Genomic DNA, 11,999 nt, shown 5'->3' on the forward strand with positions numbered 1-11,999 from the left:
GCAATCCGTTCACAAAATATGCCAGACTTTGATTTAAATTAAGTTGCCATGGTCATGGATTTGTCATGTTCTTCCCAGAGTGAGCAGCCAACAAGAGACTGCCAAACGAGGAGGCACCATCACCATGACCGCAAACACCAACACGATAGCTCGGCCAACAGTCGTACAGACAAAACTGTCTGACAATTACCGCCCGATTGGTCTGAAAGCCGTTATTGCCGCAGCCTTGATGACACCGAAGACTGCAAAGAAAAAATCGGCTTAACACGCTCAAAACAAGGACAATTGCGCCGAGGGTGGCTTTGGTTGTTTCTTGTTGTCAGGCTTTGCAGTGACGGAAACGGCAGCCTGAATTTCAGGTCCGACATTTGCAACCTTGTTGACGAGGTTGGAAACAGGCACGGCCTCAAAAAAATCATCCTGAACGGGTCGCATCAGATCTGCGACCTTGCGAGGCTCCTGGGTTTTACAATCCAGCCAGCGGGAGAAATCTTGCGGATCGATCACCACGGGCATGCGATCGTGAATGGGGCGAATTGCGCCATTGGCCGCTGTGGTCAGGATTGCGCCTGTGTCCATCTCTGAGCCGTCCGCAGAAGCCCAGGTCTCAACCAAACCTCCAAAGGCAACAATGCCGCCATGCCTGGGCTTGATCCAATAGGCTTGGGACGTCTCTCCACTGTCTTTGGACGGGCGGTACCACTCATAAAACCCCGTCGCTGGAATGAGAATGCGCCGATGGCGCATGGCACTGCGAAACGATGCCTTATCGATTGCGGTTTCCGAGCGGGCGTTGATCAACAAGGGAAAATCACACGGGTCTTTAACCCAGGACGGCACAAAGCCCCACCGCACCAGAAAAGCGCGGCGACTTGGCAGATTGCTGCCTTTGTCCGGCACATCCCCCTCGCCCACGATCAGGATCGGCTGGGTCGGCGCAATATTGAACCTCTGCGGGAACGCTTCCAGCTCGTGCAAGCCAAAGGCGTCCATCACATCTTCCGGGGTCGTGGTCAGGGCAAAACGTCCACACATGTGCTTGTTTTCGCGCTAGAACGCGCTATCGTCAAGTGTGTCGCCAATCTCCGATCCATGGGATCCTTCACGCATTGGAACCACGCGCATGACATCTTCGCATCGGCCTGCATCCTCGGCAATCGTGCACCATGATGGACGCCTTTTGCTGGTCAAGCGCTCCAAACCGCCTGCCGAAAACCTCTATGCCTTTCCGGGAGGTCGCGGCGAAGAGGGTGAAACGGCCGAAGAAACAGCGTTGCGTGAATTGTTTGAAGAAACCGGGCTGACCGGCACCAACCCTCGGCTGTTTGCCACTTACGTGCTTTATCCAGACCCCGGCGGGCCGGATGAGCACCATTTTAGCCTCTCCGTTTTTATGGTTGATGTGAAGGACAATCCAATGGCTGCCGAAGCAAGGAGCGATGCATCGGAGCTTGGCTGGTATACGCTCCACGACATTTTGACGCTTCCCGCACCGCCAAGCGTGATCGATTGCGTTGAAAGACTGGTTAAGTCCAGTGAAGAGGCTTAAAATGGCCACAAGAATCAAGTCAGAGTAACAGTGTTAGTCTTTTGTGTGCGGAAGTGTATGACCCGTTTTTTTCTGCTTGGTCTTGTTGTCGTCAGTCCGCTGTTTGTCGCATCCTCATTGCAGGCCCAAAGCCAGAAGCCTCCAGAGCCGACTGTGAGCGCAACACCCTATGACCGGCAGCTCAATAGACTGTCTGAAATCATTGGTACCATTACCTATTTGCGCAATCGCTGTTCAGAAAAGCCTGAACCACAGTGGCGCGCCGCCATGGAAAAACTGTTAACCCTTGATGCAGGAAATGAGCCCGCGCGAAAAGAACAGCTGACAGCCGCTTATAACCGCGGCTATAGAGCATTTGGTGCGCTGCATGATACATGCACCAAAGCCGCTCAGGCCACAGAGCAGGAATATCGTGCCGAAGGCGCAACACTCATCAAAGAAATGATAAATCGCTTTGGAAATTAACCAATAATTCATCGGATAATGCATTGAGCCGTGTCGCCGTTGCAAAAGGCTGATAGAGTTGCACGACGTATAGCTGATTCAGGGACTGCTTCGAGGTGAATATGATTATAGAACCACGCCGCAACGAGATTGACGACATGATCGTTCATGAAAAGATGCAGGCTGCCCTCGAATATCAGAACGAGGCTTGGGCGGATGGCATGGCCGACGGCATTGAGCCTGAAATTATTGCGGATGCGGCGATTGCGCTGGCTATGCGCGAAACAATTCGTATTCACGGCGAAGACGGTGCCGAAGCCATGCTTGAGTCTCTGCGCGCCCGCATGCTGGCTGGCGAATTTTCTCCGGCACGTATTGTTCAGTGATTCGCAGAGGCAAGACCATGGTGAATGGATTGAGGACTGATCGGATGAAGCTTGTCCGGAAGATGGTTATGTCTGGGGTTGTGTCTGGCCTGATGGCCAGTGCGAGTGTTTTGTGTTTTCCTTCCGCCAGCATGGCGCTTTCGGAATTGCAAGGCAGTGAGAAAGTGGCAGAACAGCCTGCGGCCTCTTCTGCAACCCCCAAAGAACCGGCAGCCAAGGAGCCAGCAACCAAGGAACCTGCTGCAAAAGAACCCGCGGCAGCACCGCAGGCCACCTCCCCGGCTGCCCAGCCCAATCTGAGCAATCCGAAAGAAACCAATAAGATCACCGCCACCGACACCAAACATGCGGCGATTGAGGTGATGTATGACATGAACAAGGCTCCTGAGGCCGTTCGCAAAATGCGCGAGAAGCTCATGGAAGCGGCTTCATCCGGTGAGCCTGAAAAATTGCGGGCTTTGTTGTCGGAAGGCGCAGAGCCGACGGCACTTGCCTTGGGTTCTGACAATGGCGATCCAATCGCCACAATCAAAAGCGTGTCCGGCGATCCAGATGGCATAGAAGTTCTGGCCATTATGATGGACGTGCTGAATGCCGGTTTTGTCCATGTCAATGCAGGCACGCCGGATGACGCCTATGTATGGCCGTATTTTGCTGAAAAACCGCTCAACACGCTGACGCTTCGTGAAAAGGTCGAGCTTTTGCGCATTGTCACAGCAGGCGATTACGAGAATATGCTGGACGCTGGCAATTACAATTTCTTTCGCATCGGCATCTCGCCCGACGGAAAATGGAAATTCTTCACGGCTGGCGATTGATTTTTGTGCGTAAGCACAGTCAGATTGAGCGGTGAGGTCGGCTCCTGTCCGATCTTGCCGCTCTTTTCGGTTTGACGCACGGTGATGTCACAATTTGAAATATTGGATCGGGTGCTATGCCTGCTGTTTTTCTCGCTGATCGCTCTTTTCTTCGACTGAGCGGGCCTGATAGTCGCAATTTTCTCAACAACCTGATCACGGCCGATCTGGAATTGATGTCCGATGATTGCGCGGGCGTGGCTGCATTGCTGACACCGCAGGGTAAGATCCTGTTTGAATTTATCGTCTATCCGCAAGACGCAGATCTTCTGCTGGAGATTGCTGCCAGCGAGGCAGAGGCTCTGATACGACGACTGACGATGTATAAATTACGCGCCGCAGTGACCATCACTTTAGAGCCACAACAGGGTGTCACCGTTTTTTGGGATGATGGCGCGATTGAAGGTGCCTTTCAGGATCTGCGCTTTAAAGCGGCTGGGCTGATGGTGTGGCGCAAACCTGGCCAGCATGGCAGCGACGCCGAAAGCCTTTATACCGATCTTCGCATTGCCAATGGCATTGCGGAAGCAGGGCAGGATTACGCCTTGCAGGACGCATTCCCCCATGATGTGCTCTATGATTTCAACGGGGGCGTCTCCTTCAAAAAAGGATGTTATGTCGGACAGGAAGTCGTTTCGCGCATGCAGCATCGCAAGACTGCGCGTCGGCGTATTGCTATCGTCAGCGCAGAAACCGTGCTTGAAGCCAACAATGCCGAGCTTCGTGCCCATGACCGTCCTGTGGGCACGCTTGGCAGCGTCCATGGTCAACACGGGCTTGCCATCGTGCGGATTGACAGGGTTGGCGACGCGCAGACATCCGGCAATCCCATCACTATCAATGGCAGCCCGGTGACCGTGCGCCTCCCGGCATGGACCGGCCTTGAATTTCCCACCACCAGCGAAGACGTGGAATGACTGAGCGCCTCCCTTCTGCACGCGCCTGGCAACGTATGCTTTCAGGCCGGCGGCTTGATTTGCTGGATCCGTCGCCGCTGGACGTGGAGCTTTCCGATATTGCCCATGGCCTGGCGCGTGTGGCCCGCTGGAACGGCCAGACAATTGGCGATCACGCTTTTTCAGTGGCGCAGCACTCTCTGGTGGTGGAAGAAATCTTCCGGCACATTGCGCCCAGATTTTGTGCTGCCGATTTGCAAATGGCACTGCTGCATGACGCGCCAGAATATGTGATTGGCGATATGATCTCGCCCTTCAAAGCGGTGGTCGGTGGTGGCTACAAGGTGGTGGAAAAGCGATTGGAAGCGGCCATCCACCTGCGGTTTGGCCTGCCGCCGCACCCCACCACGCGGCTGAAAGCGCAAATTAAAAAAGCCGATTCAATTGCAGCCTATTTTGAGGCAACCGAACTGGCAGGCTTTACCCGCACGGAAGCAGTCAAGATTTTCGGACAACCCCGCAATCTGACGGTCGATATGCTGCCCATGGAACCCATGCCCGCGATTGAGGCGCAACGCAGATTTTCTGAGCGGTTTGCACAGATCGAGAGCCTGCGGCTGAATGAAAGCCCGAGCAAACCATGACCGCCATTCTTGTTTCACCGCTGTCGCATATTGCGGAAATGGCTGTGCGCCACAAGGCTAAGGAAATGATCAGCCTTTTGGCTGAAAATCAGAATTTCCATCGCCCCGCCGTCATCTCGGCAGATCGCCACCTCACGCTTGGCATGAATGATATTACATTTGCCGGAACCGGCAAACTGATTGCGCCGCAGGAAAGCCATGTGCACCAGATCATCGACTTTGCACAGCAATGGAACACGGCTGCACCATTGCTGATTCATTGCTGGATGGGCGTTTCACGCTCACCAGCGGCTGCCATGATTGCCAGCCTGACCATCTTCCCGGACGATGATGATGAGGCACTGGCGGCGCGTCTGCGCAAGGCATCCCCGTTTGCCACACCCAATATCCGTCTTGTCCAGATTGCCGATGATGTGCTGGGGCGAAAGGGCCGCTTTGCCGATGCCGTCAAAATGCTGGGTCGTGGTCAAGATGCCGATGGCAGCACACCATTCATCTTGCCTTTGCCGCCGATGTTCTTAGGGGCAGAAGACCCTGCTGGATCGTAAACAGGGCCTTCCACCTGCCATCGGCTCTCGGCCTATGGCAACTATGCACAAGCATTTCGAGGTCACATAATCGTTATGGCAAAATACGATATGGCAGGCAATTCACAGGTGCGTGTAGGATGGAAAGACAGAACGACTGCATAATTCCTTAGATCCGAATGGGCTTAAGGAATTATGCCGCAAATTTAGGGTGTTACAGCGCCGTGCGCCAAATATGGCGCACAAAGGACGCTGTAACACTTTAAGCCTGCTGCATAATTTTCACCTTAAATCGATTCCGATTTAAGGAATTATGCAGTAGAGCGAACCCTTGTGCGCCACGTATGGTGAGAGGCGCTGTCATCTCAAACAATAATCGTCCGTTGAGGCGTTGTGGAGATTTGAGCAAGCGTGGCCTTCGCCATACCCTTTTCATCCGTAGTGCCAGTCACAGCGCGATAAGCTGCAATCACAGACGTCATCTGGTAGAGGACATCGTTGACATCCAGCGCGTCACCTTCATCGCCTTTATCGAATTCATCAATTTGCTTACTGGCGTCAGCTTGCGAGGCATTGTCTGGTCTGGCTTGCGAAAAATCCTTTTCGCTCACCTTGCCCTTGCCATCCGCGTCTATCGCCTGAGCATTGCGCTTTTGTTCTTCACCGCCAGCAAAATGCGCCTCGCCTTTGGTCATGATCATGGCCATCACGTTATTGGACAACTGAGAGACGGCACTTGCGGCGGCGTTATCGCTGGAAACTGTCGGATTTTGCCTGCGAGTTGAAGCAGGACGCTCTGCGGCAGACACAACGCCATCACCATTTGTATCCAGTGCAGAGGCGCGAGAGGAACGTTCCGCCAGTTTCGAGCCAACCGCTGATGAAACACTTGTCATGCGACACTCCCATCCAGTTAAATCAATAACGCGCGTAAGGAGAACGCAAGACAAATACACCCACACAAATATGATGCCGGGTTTGCCCGAATCCGTCAAAAAAAATCTTACGCCGTAAAATTTGCGACAGGATTGTCATTGCGCGCTATGCTTGCGTGAAACGTGCGCCGTGGACATCGAAATAATGCAGTCGACAGGCTTGCTGCCCTACAGCGCCTTTCACCCTATAGGACGCACAAAAAACACTGTAACACTATAAGTTTTCTGCATGATTTAAAGTGTTACAGCCTCCTGTGAGCCTCTTATTGGCTTCAGCAGTGCCGCGCTTTATGCTTGTTTTGCCAATCGACCTTATCGTCCAACTGATTCCAGTTGAGTGCGACATGCTACAGGATATTTCATGCTCTCTTCCGCATTTGCACCGTGCCAGGATCTTGCAAAGTGGCTTTTGCCCTACGCCACATCAGGCGATGATGGCTCTCACGATGCCGCCCATATTCTTCGCGTTTTCAAAAACGCCATGCGCATTCATGCCACAGAGGGCGGCGAGCAGGACGTGCTAGTCAGCGCGGTGCTGCTTCATGATTGTGTGTCCGTCGAGAAAAACGCGCCGCAACGCGACCAAGCCTCCCGCCTTGCGGCGGAAAAAGCTGCAACCATTTTAAGCGAAGCAGGCTGGCCCGCTGCAAAAATTGACGCCGTTGCTCATGCCATCCTCACCCATAGTTTTTCGGCCAATATCGAGCCGCAGACCCTTGAGGCCAAAATCCTGCAAGATGCCGACCGGCTGGATGCCATCGGCATGGTGGGGGCTGCGCGCTGCTTCTATATTGGTGGCCGCATGGGATCGTCTCTCTATGATCCTGCCGATCCAAGCGCAAAAAACCGGCCGTTGGATGACAAGCGCTATGCCATTGATCATTTTGAAACCAAGCTGTTCCGGCTTGCAGACGGCTTTAAAACCGAAACAGGACAAGCCCTGGCCCGTGAACGCCACCAACGCCTGCAACATTTCCTGACCCTCTTTCTGGATGAGATTTGAGACGCCCGATGAGAATCTCCGCAATCACCATGTACCCTTTAAAGAGCGGCCGAGGCATTGATCTTGCCAAAGCGCAGATCACCGCCCATGGGCTGAACGGCGATCGTCAATTGATGCTTGTTTCACCGTCAGGGAATTTCGTGACTCAGCGGGAGCTTCCGGCCCTTGCTGGTGTGAGCGCGCTATACGACGGTACCTCCTATCACCTCAGCTTCCATGATGGCAGACGCGCGCCGGTGCCGCGTTTCAGTGCCCGCAAACAGGTGACAGTATGGCGCGACACGATCAATGCCGCCATTGCTGATGATGCCACCAATCACGCGCTCAGTGAATGGCTTGGTCAGCCGCTCGAACTCGCCTTATTTGACGATCAAGCCCGGCGCATGGCCAATGAAGAATGGGCTGGACCAGACACGCCGGTGACCTTCACCGATGGCTATCAGGTGCTGATCACCAACACGGCCTCCCTTGCGGCGCTGAATGTCGATATGGCAGCGAAGAGTGAAGGCAGCGTCGGAATGGAGCGCTTTCGCGCCAACATCGTGATTGATTCGGATCAGCCTTGGGCGGAAGATCATTGGGCAAGCCTCACCATTGGCGACATTGCCTTTGACCTCGTCAAACCGTGCACCCGCTGCATCATGACCACGCAAGAGCAATCGCTTGGTTCGCGCTCGGTGCCATCCCCCATGGCAGCCATGGGGCGGCTGCGCATGTCTGCCGATTCGCGCGTGCGGGGTGTGTTGTTTGGCTGGAATGCTGTTCCCCGCACCACAGGCGAGATCAGCGTTGGCGATAGTGTTCAGGTGACAAAAACCCGTCCGGAAGGCTTTCCACTCAAGCGCCGCACTTGAGTGGAAAAAATTACTTTTTGCGCCCACCCCTGCTTTTTCAATGGATCGCTTTGCCCCATTTGATGGCGCAAAGCACCTCATTGCTCGCGTTTGCCCCATCAATATTTATTGAATCTCTCGCCATAATTTCACAAAAATCTGTTTTTTACTGCGGTGCAAAACCTGTCTTATCAAATGCGGCAATTCGGATTCATTTTGCCATGAAACCTTCACAATCCATCCTTCACAAAAAATTATTTTGTTTTTCATCGAACGCCTATTGACGAAATCGCCAGGCACACCTACCTTCGTGATCATCGGGAAAAGCCCGATACAGGTTAAACCTAGAGCCAGATCAAGGATCGGCTCCAATGCAAGGAGGAAAAGCATATGCGACTATTCGCGCAAACAGCAAAATACTCCTGGCATCTATGCCCGCTCAGCATCAACCAGGTGACATCCAAATGCACGTCACTTGGCTTCGACAACTGTCGAATGTGATTCTCTCGTAAGAGCATAAATCATCACAATCGAATTGAATGTTGGCCCGCAAGTCGCAACGCGGGCGGGGAAAGTATTATGGAAAAGCAAGTCATTGAATATGCAGGCGTTCCTGTTGGAATCAGCGTTCCCGAAGGCAATCGGGTAAAATTCATCGCCGTCAAATTTCCAGTGATTGATCTGGATGGCGGCATTTACAGCAGCGTTGCAGATTTGCAGCGCGCCATTCGCACCCACATGAAAAACAACCAGAGCAGCGCTCAGGATGGCATTGGCGGATTGTCCTGGACGCCGTCCAATGCCCGCAACGCCTTTAGCGCGGCCTGACAAAATCCATCACGCGCGGCAGCAACAGTAATGCCGCGCGGCTCATACACATGGCGCTCCAGGAAATATCCGGTCAGACGAAACGCCTGTGTAAGAGACGTAAAATCAGCCGCTTGCGTCCGCTCCTTGCGCAAAAAAGACGGCATCGCCAACATTTTATCAGCATAGGGCTGACCCGCCGCACGGCAGACGGCGCGGCCACTCTTGGGCGAAACAAAAGCCAGATCCTCTTGCTCACCAGTGGCAACGCAGCGGGTTAAATCCAGCCCAAAGCCCAGATGGTTGAGAACAGCAAGCTCGAAACGAATGAAAAGCTCGCCTGCGGCCCGAGGCTCATGCAGGTTTTCGAGAATGATATCCATGGACTCATATAGGTGTGGATGCGGCTCGCGCTCGGGCAAAAGCCGCAGCAGAGCCGCCAGCGCCTGAACGCCATAGACCGAGGTTGCAGTTTCCATCAAATGTCCGGCGCGAAGGCGCAAAGGCTCCATGCGAAAATCGCCCAGATGTTCTTCGAGACGCGCACGCCAGGTAACATCAACCACATTGCCGGGTTGCAACACGGGTTGCATGGCGCGAGAGCGCCCACCGCGCACCAGACCAAGGTGACGGCCACGGCTGCGCGTTATCACTTCGGCCACCACGCTGGTTTCACCGTGACGCCGCACACCCAAAATAATCGCGTTATCATTCCATTCCATGATCGTGCTTTATAGCAAACAAAGTTAGCGGGCTCATAGAAAAATAAAGTGCAGCTCCAGCCACCTTACAGCACCGTGCGCCATATATGGCGCACGGTGCTGTAACACTCTAAATCTGCTGCATAATTTCTGCCTCAAATCGATTCCGATTTAAGGAATTATGCCGTGGCTTTAGGACGTTACGCAGAAAATTTCACACCATAAGCGATTCCGGTTTGAGCAATGCTGCAATAAAGGCTATGCACCAGTTGATTGAAGACAAGAGACCGGAAAGCCCAAAATGGCAGCCAATCCTCAGCCTGCGGGCGAGCCTGAGCAACCACCCACTTTTTTGAGGACACTGCCCACACCCCTGAAGTGGACGCTGCTGGTCGCTCTTTCCGCTGTGCTGGTCGCGTGCATGGAATATGTCCGCATGCCCGCCGCTCTCCTGCTTGGCCCAATGATCGCCGGATTGATCTTTGCCACCAACGGCGCACAGCTCACCCTTCCCCGCCTTCCCTATACGGCAGCGCAGGCATTGATTGGCTGTGTCATCGCAAGCTCACTCGACAAAGACATCATGATGCGTTTTCTTGCCGAATGGCCGCTGTTCATGGCGGCTGTTCTGTCCATTGTCGCCATGAGCTCCCTGCTGGGTTACATCATGGCGCGGCGGCAAATATTCCCCGGCACCACAGCGGTATGGGGCACATCGGCGGGCGGTGCATCGGCCATGATTCTGATGGCGGAAGCCCATGGAGCCGATGTTCGCCTCGTCGCCTTCATGCAGTATTTTCGGGTGGTGTGTGTGGCGTCAGCGGCTGCGGGCGTTGCAGCCTTCATGTTTAACATCACCGGTGCACCGCATCCGCCGCTGGTGTTCTTTCCGCCCTTTGACTGGGCAGATCTGATCAAGACACTGTTGCTCACGGCTATTGCATCTTACATCGGCAGGCTTTTGAAAATACCCGCAGGCAATATGATTGTTCCCATGCTCAGCCTCGCGGTGTTGCACGGCTTTGATCTGGTCAACATCGTGCTGCCGCTGTGGCTGCTGGCCGTGGCTTATGCCATGATTGGCTGGCGTATTGGCCTTGCCTTTACCCGCAGACTGTTGCGACATGTGGCAAAGGCGGCACCGCAAGTGGCCCTGTCGATTTTCATCCTGATAGCCTTTGGTGGCTGCCTTGCCTATTTGCTTGCCACCGTCATGGATATTGATCCCCTCACCGCCTATCTGGCCACCAGCCCCGGCGGATTGGATTCCGTCGCCATCATTGCCGCCACCACCCATGTCGACATGCCCTTTGTCATGGCGCTGCAAACCGTGCGGTTTCTGGTGATTTTGGCGCTCGGCCCTCACATCTCCCGCTTCATTGCCAAAAAGATCAAGGCTTGAATCGCAAACGCCCCACGCTTTGAGAGCATGGGGCGTCCAAGAAGACAAAACTTTAGGAACGATCAATCGCGCGGGAATTCCAGACCCATCTCGCGGAATCGCTCGGGGTCATCGCCCCAATTTTCACGCACTTTCACGAACAGGAACAGATGCACGGTCTGCTCGAGAATTTCGGACAGCTCTTTGCGTGAGCCGGTCGAAATTGCCTTGATCGCATCGCCGTTTTTGCCCAGCACAATCTTTTTCTGACTGTCACGCTCAACGTAAATAACCTGCTCGATGCGGACGGATCCGTCTTTGCGCTCTTCCCATTTTTCCGTCTCGACGTGAGAGGAATAAGGAAGCTCCTGATGGAGGCGCAAGAAAAGCTTTTCGCGGGTAATTTCGGCAGCCAGCTGGCGCAGCGGCAGATCCGAAATCTGATCTTCAGGATAATACCAAGGGCCTTCCGGCAAGGTCTTTGCCAGATAATCCATCACATCGTCACAGCCGGAGCCGTTGGTTGCCGAAATCATGAAGGTGCGCTCAAACTTCACCGCTTCATTGGCGGCGGATGCCAACTTCAGCAAATCCTCGTGGCGCACCTGATCGATCTTGTTCAGCACCAGAATTTTCGGCTGGTGCACATCTTTCAGTGCTTCCAGAATGGCCTCGCCATCGCCGCGAAGCCCGCGCTCACTGTCAATCAGCAGCAGGATCATATCGGCGTCTTTGGCCCCACCCCAAGCGGATGTGACCATGGCGCGGTCCAGCCTGCGGCGCGGCTTGAAAATACCGGGTGTGTCCATAAACACAATTTGCGCATTGTCATGAATGGCAATGCCGCGCATCACGGCGCGGGTGGTCTGCACCTTATGGCTTACGATGGAAACCTTGGCACCGACAAACCGGTTGACCAAAGTGGACTTGCCAGCATTGGTCGGCCCGATCAGCGCCACAAAGCCCGAATGGGTTGGGCGCATATCACTGGCCTCGGCATCGTCAGTGGGTTGGTCTTCAAACTCAGTCATCTTTT

The 11,999-nt window shown here is 54.1% G+C and carries 16 protein-coding genes; 12 read left to right on the forward strand and 4 right to left on the reverse strand.

What is annotated here, in order from left to right; genetic code table 11:
• The first annotated feature begins 124 nt into the window (after positions 1-124).
• Positions 125-265, forward strand: coding sequence for a hypothetical protein (locus E6C51_RS06695; RefSeq protein WP_186827615.1), 141 nt, complete (start codon positions 125-127; stop codon positions 263-265).
• A 5-nt stretch (positions 266-270) separates the two neighbouring features.
• Here E6C51_RS06695 and E6C51_RS06700 read toward each other — a convergent pair whose 3' ends face one another.
• The gene (locus E6C51_RS06700) at positions 271-1,035 is read right to left on the reverse strand and encodes an SOS response-associated peptidase (RefSeq protein ID WP_190235411.1); all 765 of its coding nucleotides are present in this window, start codon (positions 1,033-1,035) and stop codon (positions 271-273) included.
• Positions 1,036-1,123: 88 nt separating this feature from the next.
• Here E6C51_RS06700 and E6C51_RS06705 point away from each other — a divergent pair, with 88 nt between their 5' ends.
• From E6C51_RS06705 to E6C51_RS06735, 7 genes are all read left to right on the forward strand, one after another.
• Complete coding sequence (locus E6C51_RS06705; RefSeq protein WP_190235412.1) at positions 1,124-1,549, forward strand: NUDIX hydrolase; 426 nt, start codon at positions 1,124-1,126, stop codon at positions 1,547-1,549.
• Positions 1,550-1,606: 57 nt separating this feature from the next.
• The gene (locus E6C51_RS06710; protein ID WP_190235413.1) at positions 1,607-2,014 is read left to right on the forward strand and encodes a TIGR02301 family protein; all 408 of its coding nucleotides are present in this window, start codon (positions 1,607-1,609) and stop codon (positions 2,012-2,014) included.
• Between the two features lie 101 nt (positions 2,015-2,115).
• On the forward strand, positions 2,116-2,379 hold the full coding sequence (locus tag E6C51_RS06715) for a hypothetical protein (protein WP_407920772.1): 264 nt from the start codon (positions 2,116-2,118) through the stop codon (positions 2,377-2,379).
• 68 nt (positions 2,380-2,447) lie between these two features.
• The gene (locus E6C51_RS06720) at positions 2,448-3,197 is read left to right on the forward strand and encodes a hypothetical protein (RefSeq protein ID WP_230987080.1); all 750 of its coding nucleotides are present in this window, start codon (positions 2,448-2,450) and stop codon (positions 3,195-3,197) included.
• 116 nt (positions 3,198-3,313) lie between these two features.
• Entirely contained in the window at positions 3,314-4,153 is an 840-nt protein-coding gene (gene ygfZ, locus E6C51_RS06725) for a CAF17-like 4Fe-4S cluster assembly/insertion protein YgfZ (protein ID WP_190235415.1), read from the forward strand.
• Positions 4,150-4,776, forward strand: coding sequence for an HD domain-containing protein (locus E6C51_RS06730; protein ID WP_190235416.1), 627 nt, complete (start codon positions 4,150-4,152; stop codon positions 4,774-4,776). Before ygfZ ends, E6C51_RS06730 begins: the two co-directional genes overlap by 4 nt.
• On the forward strand, positions 4,773-5,324 hold the full coding sequence (locus tag E6C51_RS06735; protein WP_190235417.1) for a tyrosine phosphatase family protein: 552 nt from the start codon (positions 4,773-4,775) through the stop codon (positions 5,322-5,324). Before E6C51_RS06730 ends, E6C51_RS06735 begins: the two co-directional genes overlap by 4 nt.
• Before the next feature lie 344 nt (positions 5,325-5,668).
• Here the strand turns inward: E6C51_RS06735 and E6C51_RS06740 are convergent, their stop codons facing one another.
• The gene (locus tag E6C51_RS06740; RefSeq protein ID WP_146928444.1) at positions 5,669-6,199 is read right to left on the reverse strand and encodes an EF-hand domain-containing protein; all 531 of its coding nucleotides are present in this window, start codon (positions 6,197-6,199) and stop codon (positions 5,669-5,671) included.
• Between the two features lie 400 nt (positions 6,200-6,599).
• On the opposite strand from E6C51_RS06740, the gene E6C51_RS06745 reads away from it, so the two are divergent.
• The 3 genes from E6C51_RS06745 to E6C51_RS06755 all read left to right on the forward strand — a co-directional run bounded on the left by E6C51_RS06745 (position 6,600) and on the right by E6C51_RS06755 (position 8,902).
• Positions 6,600-7,241, forward strand: coding sequence for an HD domain-containing protein (locus tag E6C51_RS06745; protein WP_190235418.1), 642 nt, complete (start codon positions 6,600-6,602; stop codon positions 7,239-7,241).
• A gap of 8 nt (positions 7,242-7,249) precedes the next feature.
• Positions 7,250-8,095: an MOSC domain-containing protein gene (locus E6C51_RS06750; protein WP_190235419.1), complete on the forward strand. Its 846-nt coding sequence runs from the start codon at positions 7,250-7,252 to the stop codon at positions 8,093-8,095.
• A 558-nt stretch (positions 8,096-8,653) separates the two neighbouring features.
• Positions 8,654-8,902, forward strand: a complete 249-nt coding sequence (locus E6C51_RS06755) for a hypothetical protein (RefSeq protein WP_146928435.1) — start codon at positions 8,654-8,656, stop codon at positions 8,900-8,902.
• Here E6C51_RS06755 and recO read toward each other — a convergent pair.
• Complete coding sequence (recO, locus tag E6C51_RS06760) at positions 8,836-9,603, reverse strand: DNA repair protein RecO (RefSeq protein WP_190235420.1); 768 nt, start codon at positions 9,601-9,603, stop codon at positions 8,836-8,838. The two genes, E6C51_RS06755 and recO, sit on opposite strands and share 67 nt — an antisense overlap.
• A gap of 280 nt (positions 9,604-9,883) precedes the next feature.
• Here recO and E6C51_RS06765 point away from each other — a divergent pair, with 280 nt between their 5' ends.
• On the forward strand, positions 9,884-10,984 hold the full coding sequence (locus E6C51_RS06765; RefSeq protein ID WP_146928429.1) for an AbrB family transcriptional regulator: 1,101 nt from the start codon (positions 9,884-9,886) through the stop codon (positions 10,982-10,984).
• Between the two features lie 62 nt (positions 10,985-11,046).
• On the opposite strand, the gene era is transcribed toward E6C51_RS06765, so the two are convergent.
• Positions 11,047-11,994, reverse strand: a complete 948-nt coding sequence (gene era, locus E6C51_RS06770; RefSeq protein WP_186827613.1) for a GTPase Era — start codon at positions 11,992-11,994, stop codon at positions 11,047-11,049.
• Positions 11,995-11,999 lie beyond the last annotated feature (5 nt).

Source organism: Gillisella terrae (assembly GCF_004801395.1).
Taxonomy (GTDB): domain Bacteria; phylum Pseudomonadota; class Alphaproteobacteria; order Rhizobiales; family Rhizobiaceae; genus Allorhizobium; species Allorhizobium terrae.